At 58.1% G+C, this 16,970-nt stretch carries 18 protein-coding genes and 1 pseudogene; 8 read left to right on the forward strand and 11 right to left on the reverse strand.

Annotation, left to right across the window (positions count from 1 at the left end):
• Nucleotides 1–195: 195 nt before the first annotated feature.
• A complete protein-coding gene (locus HBO23_RS14420; RefSeq protein WP_099547733.1) occupies nt 196–1,050 on the reverse strand; it encodes a DNA/RNA non-specific endonuclease in 855 nt (284 codons plus the stop codon).
• A 320-nt stretch (nt 1,051–1,370) separates the two neighbouring features.
• Here HBO23_RS14420 and HBO23_RS14425 point away from each other — a divergent pair, with 320 nt between their 5' ends.
• Nucleotides 1,371–2,267, forward strand: a complete 897-nt coding sequence (locus HBO23_RS14425) for a LysR family transcriptional regulator (protein ID WP_017137695.1) — start codon at nt 1,371–1,373, stop codon at nt 2,265–2,267.
• Nucleotides 2,268–2,372: 105 nt separating this feature from the next.
• Here HBO23_RS14425 and HBO23_RS14430 read toward each other — a convergent pair whose 3' ends face one another.
• The 4 genes and pseudogenes from HBO23_RS14430 to HBO23_RS14440 all read right to left on the reverse strand — a co-directional run bounded on the left by HBO23_RS14430 (nt 2,373) and on the right by HBO23_RS14440 (nt 4,646).
• Complete coding sequence (locus tag HBO23_RS14430; protein ID WP_017137694.1) at nt 2,373–2,672, reverse strand: putative quinol monooxygenase; 300 nt, start codon at nt 2,670–2,672, stop codon at nt 2,373–2,375.
• A gap of 239 nt (nt 2,673–2,911) precedes the next feature.
• Entirely contained in the window at nt 2,912–3,982 is a 1,071-nt protein-coding gene (locus tag HBO23_RS14435) for an FAD-binding oxidoreductase (protein ID WP_170038625.1), read from the reverse strand.
• A gap of 47 nt (nt 3,983–4,029) precedes the next feature.
• Nucleotides 4,030–4,146: pseudogene (locus HBO23_RS33865) on the reverse strand (AraC family transcriptional regulator); the annotation flags it as partial.
• A gap of 8 nt (nt 4,147–4,154) precedes the next feature.
• Entirely contained in the window at nt 4,155–4,646 is a 492-nt protein-coding gene (locus HBO23_RS14440) for a DUF2938 domain-containing protein (protein ID WP_170038627.1), read from the reverse strand.
• Between the two features lie 81 nt (nt 4,647–4,727).
• Here HBO23_RS14440 and HBO23_RS14445 point away from each other — a divergent pair, with 81 nt between their 5' ends.
• Together HBO23_RS14445 and HBO23_RS14450 are read left to right on the forward strand one after the other, a co-directional pair.
• The gene (locus tag HBO23_RS14445) at nt 4,728–5,153 is read left to right on the forward strand and encodes a helix-turn-helix domain-containing protein (protein WP_017137689.1); all 426 of its coding nucleotides are present in this window, start codon (nt 4,728–4,730) and stop codon (nt 5,151–5,153) included.
• Between the two features lie 7 nt (nt 5,154–5,160).
• On the forward strand, nt 5,161–5,316 hold the full coding sequence (locus HBO23_RS14450; RefSeq protein ID WP_170038629.1) for a hypothetical protein: 156 nt from the start codon (nt 5,161–5,163) through the stop codon (nt 5,314–5,316).
• Between the two features lie 58 nt (nt 5,317–5,374).
• Here the strand turns inward: HBO23_RS14450 and HBO23_RS14455 are convergent, their stop codons facing one another.
• Together HBO23_RS14455 and HBO23_RS14460 are read right to left on the reverse strand one after the other, a co-directional pair.
• Complete coding sequence (locus HBO23_RS14455; RefSeq protein ID WP_170038631.1) at nt 5,375–6,739, reverse strand: hypothetical protein; 1,365 nt, start codon at nt 6,737–6,739, stop codon at nt 5,375–5,377.
• A gap of 183 nt (nt 6,740–6,922) precedes the next feature.
• Complete coding sequence (locus HBO23_RS14460) at nt 6,923–7,708, reverse strand: helix-turn-helix transcriptional regulator (protein ID WP_017137684.1); 786 nt, start codon at nt 7,706–7,708, stop codon at nt 6,923–6,925.
• A gap of 96 nt (nt 7,709–7,804) precedes the next feature.
• Here HBO23_RS14460 and HBO23_RS14465 point away from each other — a divergent pair, with 96 nt between their 5' ends.
• The 4 genes from HBO23_RS14465 (at nt 7,805) to HBO23_RS14480 (ending at nt 10,381) form a co-directional block, all read left to right on the forward strand.
• The gene (locus HBO23_RS14465; RefSeq protein ID WP_017137683.1) at nt 7,805–8,056 is read left to right on the forward strand and encodes a hypothetical protein; all 252 of its coding nucleotides are present in this window, start codon (nt 7,805–7,807) and stop codon (nt 8,054–8,056) included.
• Nucleotides 8,057–8,452: 396 nt separating this feature from the next.
• Nucleotides 8,453–8,806: a hypothetical protein gene (locus HBO23_RS33870; protein ID WP_262378188.1), complete on the forward strand. Its 354-nt coding sequence runs from the start codon at nt 8,453–8,455 to the stop codon at nt 8,804–8,806.
• A gap of 84 nt (nt 8,807–8,890) precedes the next feature.
• The gene (locus HBO23_RS14475) at nt 8,891–9,346 is read left to right on the forward strand and encodes a GNAT family N-acetyltransferase (RefSeq protein ID WP_170038633.1); all 456 of its coding nucleotides are present in this window, start codon (nt 8,891–8,893) and stop codon (nt 9,344–9,346) included.
• A gap of 15 nt (nt 9,347–9,361) precedes the next feature.
• Nucleotides 9,362–10,381 carry an alpha/beta hydrolase gene (locus HBO23_RS14480; RefSeq protein ID WP_170038635.1) on the forward strand — a complete coding sequence of 340 codons (1,020 nt, stop codon included), beginning with the start codon at nt 9,362–9,364 and terminating at the stop codon, nt 10,379–10,381.
• A gap of 100 nt (nt 10,382–10,481) precedes the next feature.
• Here the strand turns inward: HBO23_RS14480 and gabP are convergent, their stop codons facing one another.
• The 4 genes from gabP to HBO23_RS14500 form a co-directional block, all read right to left on the reverse strand.
• The gene (gene gabP, locus HBO23_RS14485) at nt 10,482–11,891 is read right to left on the reverse strand and encodes a GABA permease (RefSeq protein WP_170038769.1); all 1,410 of its coding nucleotides are present in this window, start codon (nt 11,889–11,891) and stop codon (nt 10,482–10,484) included.
• Nucleotides 11,892–12,142: 251 nt separating this feature from the next.
• Complete coding sequence (locus HBO23_RS14490) at nt 12,143–13,510, reverse strand: glutamine synthetase family protein (RefSeq protein WP_170038637.1); 1,368 nt, start codon at nt 13,508–13,510, stop codon at nt 12,143–12,145.
• Nucleotides 13,511–13,582: 72 nt separating this feature from the next.
• Nucleotides 13,583–14,980, reverse strand: a complete 1,398-nt coding sequence (locus tag HBO23_RS14495; protein WP_170038639.1) for an aspartate aminotransferase family protein — start codon at nt 14,978–14,980, stop codon at nt 13,583–13,585.
• A 168-nt stretch (nt 14,981–15,148) separates the two neighbouring features.
• Entirely contained in the window at nt 15,149–15,940 is a 792-nt protein-coding gene (locus HBO23_RS14500) for an SDR family oxidoreductase (protein ID WP_170038641.1), read from the reverse strand.
• A gap of 96 nt (nt 15,941–16,036) precedes the next feature.
• On the opposite strand from HBO23_RS14500, the gene HBO23_RS14505 reads away from it, so the two are divergent.
• On the forward strand, nt 16,037–16,942 hold the full coding sequence (locus HBO23_RS14505) for a LysR family transcriptional regulator (RefSeq protein ID WP_017136660.1): 906 nt from the start codon (nt 16,037–16,039) through the stop codon (nt 16,940–16,942).
• Nucleotides 16,943–16,970: the final 28 nt, after the last annotated feature.

Consider the following 16,970-nt stretch of genomic DNA (forward strand, 5'->3'; position numbering starts at 1 on the left):
TCAGGTCCGGGAACTACGCCTGGACTATGTGAAGGCCGAGCGAAGCTGACAGTAAAGGCCAGTATCTGCACCGGTAACCTGTGGCGAGGGCGCTTGCTCCCGGTGGACTGTGCAGCAGTCCCTTTTTTCAGGGCCGCTTCGCAGCCCAGCGGGAGCAAGCTCACTCGCCACAGAAGTGATACGGATCCTTAACTATTACAACGCTTGCTTGCACCCAATGCGCCCCGGCAACTGCCCTTGCCTGGCCTTCAACGCGGCCTGCACCGCCTGCGGCAGATCACTCCAGAACGTCAGCCCAGAGCGCTCTTCGATTTGACTCACGGGCACCTGGTAATCGCAGAAGTTCGCGCCTTTGGGCGTTTCCTGGTTCATGACGAACGAGGCGTACATTCCGCCTTCAGGCGAGCTGCCGACAAAGATGATTTTCCAGTAGCCACTGGGAATGGTGTGCACCTTGTTCGTACCCGGCAGCGTGCCGACAAAATGCTCATACAGCGGCCCGGTGGCGACATACACCGCGTCGATCCCCGCCTGCTTGCTCAGGTTGCGCTCTTGGTCTTCCAGGTGCGCCCACGGCCCCTGGTTGAGGTCGGACTTCTGCGGGGTGATGTTCGACAGGTAATTGAGGCTTTGCCAATCGGCTACCCCCGCCATCGAGGCGAGGTTGGCCTGATGGCCACGGTCGACTTTGAGCGCGACATTGGCGCCGTTGTAATCCACCGGGTCGAGGGTTTCGCCGGCCGGAATGTCCGGGTCGGTCTGCCAGTCGCGCGAGCGGCCGCTGGCGGGGGTGGTCTTGGTGATTTTGTATGACACCCAGTTGGCAAACTTGGTCGAGCCATTATTGTTCAGGGTGTACGCCTGGCGGTTCAGCGTCAGTGGGCTGCCACCGCTGGGGCAGCCGACCGAGCAGTTGTCGAACTGCCAGGCCTGTTGGGGCTGGGCTTGCGGTGTGACGGCCGACTCACGGGTTCTGTCCGGTGTGGTACAAGCGGCAACCAGCGGGATCAACAGAAACGCGAGGTGTTTGGACTTCATACTTCCATGCATGGTGTAGCTCCTTGGGATGATTCAATGACAGAAGGTCTGTCGGCGGCTGCGATCCATCGCAAGCCGACATAAACATTAAACCACTTAAACGTTTCAAATTGCGTACAGGTTTCAGTGGGCGCTAAAAAAACCGATCACGCCGCGCGAGCCCACATTCAGATCGCGTTACATCAGGTGGCTGCTCTGCTTTTTATCCGTTGGTGAGGATCACTTCAATGCAGGTGATTGGACACGCAGGCCTTACAATGAGAGGGTCTGCTGCGGGTGCAGGCACGGGCACTTATCCTGACCGCTCACTTATTCCCAGGCTGGGGCTTTAAATGGACATCAAGCAACTCAAATTCCTGATCGCGCTGGAGCAGACCCGGCACTTCGGCCAGGCGGCTGCGCGCTGCCATATCACCCAGCCGACCCTGTCGATGCGCCTGCGCAATCTGGAGGATGAGCTGGGCCTGGAGCTGGTCACCCGTGGCCAGCGCTTCGAAGGCTTCACCCAGGCCGGCGAACGCGTGTTGGCCTGGGCCAGAACCCTGCTCGCCGCCCATGACGGTTTGTTTGCCGAAGCGGCGGCGTGTCGCGGGCAGTTAGTGGGTAGCCTGCGCCTGGGGCTGGTACCGCTCAGCGGGTTCAACTCGATCAGCTACATCCAAGGTCTGTCCCAGACGTTTCCAGAGCTCAAATTCAGCCTGTCGTCCATGAGTTCGGACAAGATCATCGAAGCCCTGGGCACCAATCAACTGGATTTGGGTGTGTGCTACCTGGACCACGTAAACCCCAATTACCTGGAGGTTTTTGAACTGGGCGAAACCCGCGTCGGCCTGCTGTACGACACGCGCCACTTCCAGTTCGAAGGTACCGAAATGAGTTGGGAAGATGCCGCGCAGTTGCCCCTGGGGATGATCAGCAACGGCATGCATTATCGAAAATCCATTGACCTGAGTTTCCGCAGCCGTGGCCTCGACCCGCAGCCCATTCTCGAAAGCGACTCGACCTATCAGTTGTTCCAGGCGATCCACGAAGGTTTTTGCTGCGCGATCATGCCGCTGGACAGTGGCATGGAAAACCCGATCGAGAACCTCGCCTTTATCAACTTGCCGGACGCCAGCGTGCTCGCGCCACTGGGGTTGGTGATGCGCAAGACCGAACCGCGCTCGGCCATCGCCGAGAAGTGTTTTGCACACGCCAAACAGATGTTTGCGGGCAACGGCACGCACTGATCTGCAGCGCGAAAGGACGAACACTCTAACTGTGGCAAGCCTGCTTGCCACAGGTCCAGCGTCGCACCACCGTTATGTCGATAACGGTGCAAGATGACGAATGGCTCAGTTCGACACTTGCTCAAGGAAAATCAGCTGCAGCGGCTCGCTAAGCAAGTCGTCGGCCGTGGCTGCAAATTGCTTGAAGTACGGCGTGGCAAAATGCGCATCGAGGGCCGCCTGGTCCTTGAACGACTCACGCATGTAGAAGGTGCCGGGGGCGTCGCGCAGCTCAAACAGCACATAGTCGAGGTTACCGGGCTCGGTGCGCGTTGGCGCAACCAGGGCCAGCAGGCCGTGTTTGAGTGCCTGCTGTTTGCCAGGTTTGGCTTTGAGTACGGCGATGGAAACCAAGGGTTTTGACACAGGGGTCGCTCCGTCAGGGGAATGGCTCGCACAACCTGCAATCAACAGCGCAAGCAGCGTCACACCCGTAGAAGTGATGAGGTTTTTAAATACCATGTTGATATACGCCGCAGGTGGTTAAGGAGAAACCCAGCGTAATGAAACCCCGGCTGCGTTAGCCATCCGCTCGGGGCGCATAGACTTTCAATGGAATGTTGAAAGTGATTGAAACGGCAGCTGACGATACAAGGTTCTGACGCTCACACCCGAAAACGCATCGGCCGAAAGTTGCCCAGCAATGGCGAAGTGACACCAGTGATCAGCTCTTCGCTCAAGAGCCGCGCTAGGGTGGGCGCCAGGGTCAAGCCTGGATGGGCGCTCAAGATATAAAGCCCGCCGTCGTCGCCCGCTGGCCCCACAATAGGCAGGTGGTCGTCAGACAGCGGTCGCCACCCCACCGCTACGGACTTCAGCGCGATGGATTGTGCACCGTTCAACTGCCCACGAATGGCCTCAAGGGCTCTGAGCCCAATGGCAGCGGGGCCATTTTCGGGCGTATCGTCGATGTAGTCTTCAGCCGCAATCAGCGTACAGGTGTCGCCTTGACGAGCCTCCATATCGGCGTTCGAAACAATGCCATTGAGCAGCGCCTGCGCCACTTCAAACTTCAACAGAATCGCCGGAGACGGTCGAATGGGCAGATGCAGGCTTTGGCCAACTAAAAGATCAAGCACTCCCAAGCCCGCAGCCAGTACCGTTTTTTTGCCATACCAATTGCCTGCCTGCGTACTGACGCCCACAACCTGGCCATTTTCAACGAGCAACTGGCTGACTGCACAATCGCAGACTACCCGTGCGCCAAAGCCTTCAGCGGCCAGAACCAGGCACTCAATGGCTTCGACCGGCGAGATGATCCCTGCCGCCTGCGTATAACGGGCGTGAAGAGGCGGGTGAGCAAGATTGGGCTCCAGTGCTCGGATTTCAGCCTGCGAAACCGTACGCGGTTGAAGGGAAGAAAGGTTCAGGCCCGCTGCTGATGCTTGGGGATTTTCCGGGCAGACGCCATAGGTCAATTCTGCACACCAACGCAACGGGAACGATGGCAACGCAGCCTGAAGGTGGTGGTAATCATCCATCACGCTATGCGCCAGATGCTGCACGGGTTCAATCAATGCACTGGCATTGATCCACCCAAAGGCATGGCCGCTGGCACCGCTGGCAGGCCGGGCTTCTTCAATAAGCATCACGCGCTGCCCGGCCTTGGCGCTGTAATAGGCCAAAGCCGCACCATGAATGCCGGCCCCCACAATAATCAGATCGTATTGGTTCATTAAAACAACTCCCTTGCCTGGCACTTGCTTCTTCCCTGGGCCGCAGATCAACCCTGCCCGCTTGCCACATGCTGATGCCTGCGATAGCCGGAAAGTGAAACCCCGGTTTGACGCTTTGAGTAGCGGCACAAGTATGAAGTATCGGCGAAGTCGCGCACATCAGCCGCGTCACTTACCAGCAGTGGCTGGAAAATACTCCAGCCAGATAAAGCCCCACGCCGAACACCGCATGACTGATCAGACTGCGCAGGCAGTTCTTGCCCGGCGTGGGTGTCCTGGAGGAGGCAAACCCCGCGCCCATGGCAGGTTGTATGACACACAGCGGGACAGCCACGGTGGCGATACCCAGCACCAATGCCGGCATGAATGTGGGCGCCTGCAACCAGTCGACTCCTTCTATCCCCACCAGCAGCAGCGCAAACACAATCCCGGTGACGTAGTGCGCGATCCAGCCCAGGGCGACCTCGCCCTGCACGGGCGCCGCTTGGGCAATGCTGCGATGGGTAAACTGCCCTTGGCACGCATGCCCGACCCAGCGCCCCACGAAGGCGAAATTCAGCGTGGGCACCTTCAGTGCCTTCATCAACAGCATCCACATATCCATCACGACCGTAGCCCCGGCCCCCAATAAAATTACCTGTGCAGCCACGTGCAGCGATGCCATATCGACCTCTAATTCATGGACCCATTTAACCTGCGCAGGCATCATAGAAGTTGAAGTCAACTTCAAGTCAAGGGTCTGGTAATGGATATCACTGAGGTGGTCAAACGCACGGGCGTGCCGGCTCACACCTTGCGTTTTTATGCGAAGAAAGGGCTCATCACCTCCATCAGCCCGCCCGGCGCTCGCCGTCAGTTTGGCGCGGCGGTGATTGAGCAGTTGGCGGTGATCGCCCTCGGCCAGGCGGGCGGCCTGTCGCTGGACGAGATACAGGCCATGCTGTCCCCCAATGGCCAGGCCACGGTGGACAGAACGCTGCTGCTGGCCAAGGCCGATGAACTCGACGCGACGGTCAAACAACTGCAAGCCATGAGCCGCGGCTTGCGCCACGCTGCGGCCTGCCCTGCTCCCGACCACGCGCAATGCCCGAACTTTCGGCGGTTACTCGACATTGCCGCCGCGGGGGCGTTCAAGCGTGCCAGGCACGCGGGCGCGAGCCTGACACGTTAGTGTTCAGTTGACCCGTTGCAGGCAGCCGATCAAGGTCTCGATAAAGCCATGGAGCGCAGTAGGCAGCCTGCAATTTTCCAGTCACGGTTTGGGTGTGATGATCGCCTTGCTATTCGGCTACTTCCTGAACACCCGCCTGAACGACCACCCGATGCTCGACTGAGGTTGGCGCATGACGTTTTTTTGTTTGGCTTGATTCCGGGTCTGGCTGCGAACATGCCCTACCAAAACCAATAAGGCAGAAACTTGGGTGTCGGCTCATCGGCCAATTCCAGGTGGTAAGTAATCGAATTAAAGAAGAACATATCCAGGACCAGGAAGGCGGCAGCACCAAAACACAACAGTACGAACTCCCGGTGTGGATGTACATGAAACCGTGACGTCACCCAAGGGCGAATGGCAATAAGGCTGATCAACCCGGCACACGCGCCAAGATAGTTAGGCCGCAGCGGCGTCGCTGCAAACACGCCATAGAGGAAGGTAAGTAACAGCATGCCCAGGCCGACCATAGGTAAGTTGAGGCAGAACTTCAGCAACTTGTCGCGGGTACTTGCAAAGCGCTGGCTGCGATCCACGAAGATATACGCGGCCAATAATGAAATCGCCGGCGTAATCGAAAGAATGTAACGCGCTTTCTTGGAACTTGGAATCGTGAACAGTACGATCACTACCAATAACCAACCCGTCAGGTACAGCAGCATCTGAGTGGCCGGCGCCGGCGAGCGATCCAAGAAGTGTTTGCCCTTCTTGATGATCACGTTTAATGCGATAAAGGCTGTGACGCCATAGGTGAGCAAGCCTGCAGAGAAGTAGAAGTAATAACGCGGGGCGTGATCAGCGCCAAAGCGCCCCAAGCCTTGCATAACCAGCACCTCTTGCACAAAAGCCTGCCCACCTTGCAGGTAGGCCGCGCCGCTCAGCACTGTGATACCTGCGGCCAGCACCAGGCCTGCGAGCAAGCAGAACACCACCAGCAGGCGCCATTGTCGACTTAACAGATAATAGGAGGCGACCACGCCCGCCGGGCCGATCAGGCCAATAGGGCCACGAAAGGCAAAGCCCAGCGCCAGGCCCAGGAGTACCGGCAGCACATGAAAACGGTGCGGGTGCAGTTGGCCCGCATAAGCCAGGTAAAAACACATCACGGTAAACAGCGCCGGGTAGATGTCCAGCGCCAAGGAATTCACGCCGTCCAGAAATGACCAGGTAAACAGCGCAAAGACCACCGCATAGGCGCCCCATTTTTTTTCGTGCAGGGCACCCAGCTTGTAAATAAACACCAGCATCAAGGCAGCCGCCACGCAAAAAGGCAGCCCCATCGACAGTATGGATACACGCCCAAACGGCAAGGAAACCAGGTACACAAGCAGTGTATTGAGCACCGTGTAATCGGGGTATGGCTGCAGGTCATCAGCAATGGGAAACAGTGTCACGCCATGGGCGAGCATATACTCGGCAAAGTCGACAAAGCGTGTGGTGTAGTTGAGCACGGCCGGTTTGTATTGCAGGACAGCCAACACAATAAACGCCAGTATAAATATAGCTGAACAGGGTTTGTTTACAGCCAGTTCCTTTAGCCTTTTCATGCGAACCTACTGCCGTCTTAAAACGCGCAGGCTAGCATGTTGTTTTTTCGAGCATCCAGACCGCAAAGGTAAAGAGTTGTAAAGGTTATACGCCCTGCTTATTCAGTTTAATTCGACCTGAACAACAGCTGAATAACCATCATTAAAAGTGCAAACCACTAACTTCAGGTATTGATTTTTTACTCATAAACTCTCATGCGTTGTGAAGTAACGCCCAGGCGTAACCCCAAACGTGCGGCGAAACAGCGCGATAAAAGCACTGACGTTGTCATAGCCCAACTCCAGCGCCACACGCGTGACCGGCACACCCGCCGCCAGCCTCTCCAGCGCGCGCAACAAACGCACGCGCTGGCGCCACGCGGTGAAACTGAACCCAGTTTCCAGCGCAAAGCGACGCGTCAGTGTGCGCGGGGCGATGCCCGCCCATGTCGCCCATTCCTGCAGGTGGCGCTCGTCATCCGGGCAATCGGACAGCGCCTCGGCGATCTTGCGCAGGCGCGCATCCTGAGGCATCGGCAAGCCCAGGGTCACACGCGGCAAGGTTCGAATCTCATCCACAATCACCCCGGCCAAGCGTTGCTGCGCAGCATCCAGTTCAGGGCTCTGCCAGGCGGCAGCGCGCATCACCGCCTCGCGCAAAAGGCCGGAGGTGGCCAGGATGCAAGGCGTATCCGGCAGCTCGACACAGCCCTGCGGCGACACGTAGACACTCCACCCCGCGAAGGGACCATGGGAGCGCGCGCCATGGGCGACATTCGGCGGGATCCACACCGCATGGGTCGCCGGCACCACCCACTGGCTGACGCCGGCGTCCACCGATAACAAGCCCTGGCGTGTGCCCAGCAACTGCCCACGCGCATGGCAATGGCGTTCGGTGATACGCGGTTCAGCGCCCACTCGGACCACGGCGACAACCAGCGGGTCATCGACAGCCGTTAATACCGAAGTGGGAATCAGCGGAGCGGACATAAGTGGCCTTAGCGGACTATTGATTGTCTTCAATAGCGTACCTAGGCCACATGGGTGCGTCTATAGTCGCAGCCTCAACTCCCAGGAATACACCGCATGCGCGCCGAAGAACTGTTGCCCGATGACCAGAACCAGACTGAACGCCACGGCGTTGTGATCCGCAAAGGCAGCGTCGGAGCCTTTCTGGTGAATGCCCAGGCCTGGTGTGATCCAAACACCGATGCACACCTGCGAACCGTCGCCGAGCAGGACCTGCTGGCGTTGCTCCCGGCGTTACGTGCCCTTGGGCTGTTCGAGGTGTTCAGGATTCGAGACCCGCAGTTGCAGCGCCTGGTGGATCAGTATTGAGCGCACGACTGGCGGACGGGTTGCTACCAGGATGCGGCCGATCTGCTGGCGCAATACGCACGTGCGGATGGCGGCGCGCAGCTGAGTTAAAACAACCCAGCCTACGTAATGCCAGCCAGTTAAGCGTTCGAGCTGACAATCACTGACCCGTGGCGAGGGCGCTTGGCCCCGCTGGAGTGCGTAGCAGTCCCATTTTTGGGGCCGCTTCGCGCCCCAGCGGGAGCAAGCTCCCTCGCCACAGTTGCGAGGCGACAAAACTCAGACCACTGTTTATCCACACAGCATAAAAAATGAAGCACGCTTGCGCTGTAGAAAAATAGCGCTATGACGGCAGTCATACGCTTCGGGCCATGTCGACCCGCATTCAAGCACGCACTTTACTTAAGGATGAGTATCATGAACGACGACTTGCAGCAGTCAGGCGCTACCACTACCACCCAGGCCACCGTCTCGCAGGAGCAGATCAAAGCCGCAAGAGTCCTGGATTTCACCTGGGCACCTGACGCCAACACGACCAGCACCATCGTCTCGACAGATTACATCGACTACCAGGTTGATACCTCCACACGCTCTACAGCAACCCAGGGGCGCGAACAAATACGCTCAATCCACTCGATGAGCTGCAAGCCAGTACCTTCCATGACGGCCCGGTCTTCCTGGCATTGCGCGTCAGGCCTGGCGCTTGACACGCTGACAGCAAAGCGCTGGCCAAGGAGGCGCTCAAGGCCAGCGCTGGCTGTATGCTGCTGATGCACTTGCCCGCTGTTCTTTTTTTGAACACTGCAAACGCCTTCAACACTAATACCTTACCCATTCGCCCCAACGGTGATTCCAATGGCCCAAGACCGACACCCGCCGGCCCCTGAGAGCCGGCTAATCCGCCAGGCCACGCCTGATGACGTGCGCGCCCTGGTGGAGTTGGACGCCTACGCCACAGCCCACGCTCATCGACGCGTGTTTATCCATGACGCGGTAATTAGCCAGCGATGCCTGGTCGTCGTCATTGCCGGTGAATGCGCGGGCTACCTGGTGTTGACTGATGAGTTTTTCAGCTACGACTTCGTTGCGCTGGTGGTTGTGTCGCCGATACATCAACGCCAGGGTCTGGCGCTGCAATTATTGGCGGGCGCAGAAGCGTTGTGCAAAACGCCCAAGTTGTTTGCGTCAACCAACGCCTCCAACCTGGCGTCCCAGGCCATGCTCGCCAAGGCCGGGTTTATACCGAGCGGGCGAATCGAGAACCTTGATGAGCATGACCCTGAGCTTGTCTATGTAAAGTTCGTGCGCTAATCAGGAGGATTTCCTTTGACCACTTCCACGCTGACTTCGCGTTTTTACAGCACGCCCCGCCATACCACGCACTATCTGGAGTCGGGCCCGGCCGATGGGCCGTTGATGATCTTCCTGCACGGCTGGCCAGAACTAAGCCTGATCTGGCGCGCGCAGATCGAGGCGTTCGCTGCCCAAGGCTGGCACTGCGTTGCACCCGACATGCGCGGCTATGGTGGCTCCTCTGCGCCCTCCGACATCAACGCCTACACCCTTGAAAACATCGTGGCCGACATGGCCGAGCTGCATGAGCATCTCGGTGGGGCACCCGCCATCTGGGTGGGCCATGATTGGGGCAGCGTGGTGGCAGGTGAACTGGCCGCCCATCAACCGCAGCGCAGCCGTGGCGTGGTGCTGGTGTCGGTGCCGTACTTCCCGAGCACCAATGCACTGCCCACGCTCGTCCCGCTGGTGGACCGAACGCTCTATCCGGCGGACCAGTACCCTGACGGTCAATGGGATTACTACCGCTACTACAACACGCACTTTGCGTCTGCTGTCGCTGATCTTGATGCGGATAAAGCCGCATCGCTGGCGTCGATTTATCGGCGAGGCGACCCGGCGAATATCTCCAAGGTGACGTCAAATGCCGAAGTGACCCGCAAAGGTGGACGGTTTGGCGAGGCGCATCGGGCGCCCCCCACCCAACCAGACCTGGCGCTATGGCCGCAGGCGGACTTCGCTGCACTGGTACGCAGTTTCGAAGCGCATGGTTTCCGCGCACCCTGCGCGTGGTATCTGAACGACGATGCCAATATCGACTATGCGCACCGAGCGCCCGATGGCGGCCGCCTGTCATTGCCCGTGTTGTTTGTGAATGGCGATTACGACCCGATGAATACCATCAAGGGCAATCGGTTGGGCGACCCCATGCGTGCGGCTTGCGCAGACCTCAGCGTAACCAGCTTGCCCGGTGGGCATTGGTTGCCGGTGGAGTGCAAGACGGAACTGGTTGAGGCTATAAGCACTTGGCTGCTGGGTAGAAAACTCGGGTGACGGTCGAGAGAAAAAAACACCGAAGTGTCTATTACGTAAATCGCAGGCAAAAAAACCACTCACCCCCGGATAAGCCAATAACAGTGCGCCGACCGTTCTTTCATGGGCGCGAGACGGCGGGAATCGGTTTTTGTACAGAGTGGGGCTCCCGCGCGGTGATGACGCCGATCAGTGAAATCAGCAAGGCCAGGCCGATCGTCGAAGACACCTCGGAGCGATGCTCGGGCGTTAAAAGCATCACCGCCAATGCACAGCAGATAAATACAATTACCGCCCAGGTGAGCCAGGGAAACAGCCACATTTTGAACGTCAGCAGAATATTGCGCTGTTGCAATACCTTGCGCATGCGCAATTGTGAAACGGCGATCACCAGGTACACCAGCAAGGCGATGGCGCCCGAACTGGCCAGCAAAAACTGGAACAGCCCAGCCGGCATGAAGTAACTGAGCAAGGTCACGCCAGCGCCCAGGATGGTGCTGGCGATCACCGCAGCCCTGGGCACACTCTGTGCCGAGGTTTTTTTCATCAAGGCTGGCGCGTCCCCACGCTTGCCCAGTGAATACAGCATGCGCGAAGCAATGTAGATGGAGGAGTTCATGCAACTGGCCACCGCAATCAACACGACGACATCCACCAGCAGCTTGGCATGGGGAATGTTCATCAACTCCAGTGCACGCTGATAAGAGCCGACCGACGCCAGCAACGGGTCATTCCAGGGCACCACGGAAATAACCACGAAGATCGATAACACGTAAAACACGCCGATGCGCCACATCACCGAACGTGTCGCTCGGGCGATATTCTGCGCCGGGTTGCTGGACTCCGCAGCCGCAATAGTGACGGCTTCAGTGCCGATAAAACTGAACATGATGGTAATGAATGCGCCGACGACGGCCGACAAACCATTAGGCGCAAAGCCTCCATGCTCATCCATCAGTCGACTCAAACCGCTGGCCTCCCGTTCGGGAATCCAGCCCATCAACACCGCGCCCCCCAGGCCGATAAAACCTATGATCGCCACCACCTTGGCCATCGCGAACCAGAACTCGAATTCGCCGTACTTGGACACACTGAACAAGTTGGTAACCACCAACAAAAAGATCGACAACAAGGCAAACAGCCAAGCGTCGATCTGCGGGAACCACTGGTTGAGAATATGCCCGGCGGCCAATGCTTCGATGGGAATCACAAGCACCCAGAACCACCAGTAAAGCCAGCCGATGGTGAACCCGGCCCAGCGGCCGATGGCTTGATCGGCATAGGTTGAGAAGGAGCCTGTGTCGGGGTTGGCGACCGCCATCTCTCCCAACATTCGCATTACCAGCACCACCAGCAGGCCGGAAAACAGGTAGGCCAGCATCACCGCCGGGCCCGCCGCCGCAATGGCATGCCCAGACCCGACAAACAACCCTGCGCCGATAATCCCTGCAATGGAGAGCATGGTGACGTGACGCGGCTTGAAACCCTGCGCCAGCTGGCCGCTTGCATCCTTCGAACTTGGGCTGTTGATCATTCTTATTGTTCTCTGTGATCGGCTTTAAGACGTTCTGACTATAGGGTCAGGCGATCATCATTCTCCAATGACGAGTCACAATACGCGGCCTTCCAACCGCAAAAATAGCCTCATAACGGCACACTAGTGCCTGATATCGACATGGAGTGCGCTTCATAAGGCACAACACGTGTCACATTGAGTTGATCCAGCACCTCAGCAGGCGTGAGCGGAGCACGCCGTGCAATCCCAAACTGACGGGCCAGCATTTATGCGTGAGTGAGGTACCAGCGCCAGTCCTGTTCTCCGACTTCAGCATTGAATTCACGGAACTCGCGCCACTTGATCGCCAGGAACACCTTCAGGAACTCAGCGCCCAGCGCCTCACGTGCCCAGGTTGAACGTTGCAGTGCCTGCAAGGCTGTCAGCCAGTCGGTGGGTAGAAAATCGGTCGCCTGTTCATAGCCATTCCCCACAATCGCCGCGCCGGGATCGCTTTCATGCGTGATGCCGTAGTGAATGCCCGCCAGTAACGCGGCAGCGGCGAGATAGGGGTTGGCATCGGCACCGCAAATGCGGTGTTCGATATGCCGACTGATTGCAGGGCCGCCGGGCACGCGGAACGAAACGGTACGGTTGTTGACGCCCCAACTTTTAGCCAGCGGCGCGTAACTACCGGTTTGGAAGCGTCGATATGAATTGGCGTGGGGGCAAAATATCGCCAGAGCGTCAAACAAGGTCTCCATCATCCCGCCGATGGAGTGCCGCAACAATGGCGTGCCCTGTGGGTCTTCGCTCGCATACAGGTTATTGCCGTGCTCGTCGGCAAGGCTGACGTGCAGGTGCATACCGCTGCCGGCCTGATCGCTGAATGGCTTGGCCATGAAGCACGCTTGCAGCCCATGTTTGTTGGCCACACCCTTGACCAGGCGTTTGTAACGTACGCCTTCATCAATGGCCTGGAGTGCGTCGAACCGATGCTCCAGCGTCAACTCGACCTGGCCTGGCGCGTACTCGGATATCGCCGTACGTACCGGCAAGCCCTGCAGCGCGCACGCCGCGTAGAGGTCATCAAGAAACGGTTGAAGCTGCTCCAGCTCGTATACGCCATAGACCTGTGGAGCCACAGGGCGTACGCCATTGGCCTGCAACGCCGGCTGCGGCCGACCGTTGACGTCGCGTTGTCGGTCCAGCAGGTAAAACTCCAACTCAACCGCCATGACCGGGTGCAATCCATCGGCTTTCAGCCGCTCGATAGTGTTCACCAGTACGTGGCGCGGGTCCGCCGGTGCGGCGGGAATACCTTGGGTCGGGTGCATGCTCACCTGCACTTGACCGGTGGGGTTGGTGCGCCAGGGTTGCAAGGTCAGGCTTCCCGCCAAGGGGTATGTCCAACAATCGGCGTCGGCAACCTCCCAGACCAAGCCTGTGTCTTCTACGTCTTCACCCTGCACGGTCAAGGCGAGAATGGAACTGGGCAATGGCCGGCCATTTTCGTAGATCGCCAGCAGTTCGTCGCGATGCAACAGTTTGCCCCGTGGAACGCCATTCGCGTCGATAAGGAACAACTCGATGCTCAGCACTTCAGGGTGGGCGGCCAGATAATCCAGGGCCTCTTTTTTATCCGCAAATTGCATGTCAAACCTCTTAGCGCTCATTCAAGCGACTGGCAGTATGTAAGAACAATGGCGTTTTCAGACGTGCCGTTATCAAGCGATAACCCGCGCGCCAGGCAGGGCAAGCAGCGTGGTCAGCGCGTTATCCAACTCAGCGATCAGCCGGTCGATATCCGCATCACCTGTTTGCGGGCAGCACAGGGTCATGTTGTGAAAAGGCGTGATCAGAATTCCGCGATTGATCAGATAGAGATGCAGCGCCATTTGAAGGCTGTCGTGAAAAGCCGCCTCGGCTTGCGCACCGGTTCTTGGCGGTGTGGCACAGAATTGAAATTCACAACGCGCGCCCAACTCTGTTACCGACCAGTTCAGCTGGTGCCGCTTGAACAACCCTCGAAACCCCTGGGCCAACCTAGAGGCCAGCGCCAGCATGTGCTCGTATGCAGACTCGGTCATGACCTCTTCGAGACTGACGCGCATGCAACGCATCGCCAGTGCGTTGGCGGACAGCGTCGTTCCCATGCCACTGTGGCCATGCCCGCCGCTCTCTTCGCTGATGGTCTTCTGGACGTCGTGCATGGCCGAGGCGACTGGCTCGCTAACGCCAAACACCGCGCAAGGCACGCCACCTGCAATGGGTTTACCCACCACGAAAAAGTCGGGTTTCAAATCCCACTGGCGCGTGCATCCACCGAGGCCGGTGGAAATAGTGTGGGTCTCATCAATGACCAACAGGCTGCCATATTTAAGGGTCAGCTCTCGACACGTTTGCATGAACCCCGGATCCGGCAGGACCATGCCAATGTTCGTCATCGCCGGCTCGCACATCAGCGCGCACACATCGCCCTTGGCTAACGCCGCCTCCAGTGCGGCGACATCGTTGAAGGGGATGGATCGACTGTATTGGCTCAAGTCGTACGCTTGGCCCACAAGACCTGAACGGTGCACTGTTTTGCCGTCACGGTAGCGCACCATCACGTCATCCACGGTGCCGTGGTAGCAGCCATCGAACACCAGCAAGACCTTGCGCCGGGTGATAGCGCGCGCCCAGCGCAGCACATAACGGTTGGCGTCAGTCGCATTGGCGGTCACTTGCCAGTAAGGCAGCTCGAATCGCTCAGCCAGCAACTCACCGCAGACCACCGCGTCTTCGCCCGGCAGCATCGTGGTCAAGCCATTGTTCGCCTGTTCGGCTATGGCGCGGGCAACAGGATCAGGTGAATGGCCAAACATCGTGCCGGTGTCGCCGAGGCAAAAGTCGATGTATTCATGACCGTCGACATCGGTGAAGCGCGCCCCTTTGGCACGCTGAACGAAGAGCGGCGAAGGCATCGACCAGTCGCTCATCCAGTGCATGGGCACACCGTTGAACAGATTCGCCTTGGCGCGCTCGGCAAGCGCCAGTGAGGTGGGGTTGTTTTGTATAAACCGGGCACGCTCGGAGGCGGTAAAAGCAGCAATCGCTGATTCACTGATTCCACTTTTCGACATGATCAATACCCCATGTTAATTATCAAATTAATTAAAAGTCCGTTGCTGACTGACAGCCGGATACGGCTCAAAGAACTCATAGGTTCTTTGATACATCACGCTTTTATAAATCTCGGTTATCGCCCCCGCCCACCCTCGTGGATTGAGCGCGCTGGCGCGTATTCAAACTTAATAATCGCCGTGAGGGGCTTTGTTCTCGACCAGACAGTTCCCGCCATCCACCACAAGGACGTCCCCTGTGATGTAACTGGCGTCAGGCGATGCCAGAAATGCAACCGCCGCCGCCACTTCGCGGGGGCTGCCTGCGCGCCCAATCGGGGTGAAACGCCCCGCCTCGGCTTCAACGGGGGTGGTTGAACCCGTGGTGATCCAGCCGGGGGCCACGCTGTTGACGGTAATCCCCTGCCTGGCGACTTCAAGCGCAAGCCCCATGTTCATGCCCACCATCGCTGCCTTGGCGGCGCTATAAGCGGCTTCCCCCGGATTGCTCCCGCGGGTGCCCGTGGTGGAACTGATATTGACAATGCGCCCGTAGCTTCTCGCCTTCATACCGGGCAACACGGCTCGGGTCAGCAGAAAGGCAGTGGTCAGGTTTCGGGCCAGTGAAAGGTTCCAGTCATGCAGTTCCATCGACGCCAATTCCGAGAAAATCTCAGGGCTGCCGTGCATGGACATCCCGGCATTATTCACCAGAATATCGACCCGTCCCCAGACTGACTCTGCCCACAGGCTGAATTCACGCACCAACTTTTCATCAGTAAGGTCTACAGGTCGGCCTTCAACTTCAAACCCTTCACGGCGCAGCTCTTTAACCCGATCCACAATGCGGTTGCTGCTGGCAGTGATGATCAACTTCGCTCCGGATGCACCTAGCCTGCGAGCAATAGCCATGCCGATCCCGGATTCACTCCCGGCACCACTGACGAGTGCAACATACCCTCTCAATTGCGTATCCAACATGGTGTGCCCCACGTACTTCATTTGAAAGAGAGTAGAAACTAGGCGAATAAATCTGATACATAAAGACAATCATCATCAGAAAATCTGACAACCCCCATGGCGTTTACCAGTGAGTCACTTAAGATTTTCCTTTCGGTCATCGACAGCGGATCCTTTTCGGCGGCGGCGCGAAAATTAGGCCGGGTCCCCTCGGCCGTCAACATGGCGGTGTCGCAGCTTGAAGCAGAGCTGGATTTGTTGCTGTTTGACCGATCAACTCGCAAAGCCATTCCTACCGCCGCCGCCAAGGCACTTGAGCCCCAGGCACGACAGGTCGCGAGCCAGATCAACCTGCTGGATGCGCATGCCCTCCAGCTGCATCAGGGGTTGGAGGAACGCTTGGTCTTTGCGATGGCGCCGGAGTTGCAAACAGGCGTATGGAATCGTCCGCTGTCGATTATCGCCAGGGAGTTTCCCACGCTTGAAATCGAGATTCGCTCCGCGTCCCATCCGGAGGCAATGCGCATGCTCCATGAAGGGCGTGTGCAATTGGCACTTGGATTTGAGCGACCAGGGCTTGACGAGCGGGAAACATTTCTTGAGGCGGGGAGCCAGTTGTTAGTCGCGGTTGCTGCTCCGGATCACCCTGCGGCCGCCGGCAAAAAAAGCCCCTTGAGTGAGGAGCAACTGGTCAACGTCAGGCAGATCATCGTCGCGACCGGAGGACCTGCAGACTCTGATCCACGTGTTGTGCTGTCGCGGCGGATTTGGCACAGCGACAATTATCTGGCCACGCTGGACCTGGTGCAGCAAGGATTAGGCTGGGCATATCTTCCAAAATCGCTGGTACACCCTCTCATCACGTCAGGCGCATTGACGGAGGTGGTGTTTGACTACATGCCGAGTCAGATGCGGCTATGGGTCGATATCATCTGGGTAAAAAACCGGCCCCTGGGACTGGGCGCGCTTCGTTACCTGAGCCTGATACGCGAAATTACGCAGGGCGAGCCTCGTCGTATTTGATGAGTCAAAGTGCACATTGAGGCTTGCG

The organism is Pseudomonas sp. WS 5532, assembly GCF_012985445.1.
Lineage (GTDB): Bacteria > Pseudomonadota > Gammaproteobacteria > Pseudomonadales > Pseudomonadaceae > Aquipseudomonas > Aquipseudomonas edaphica.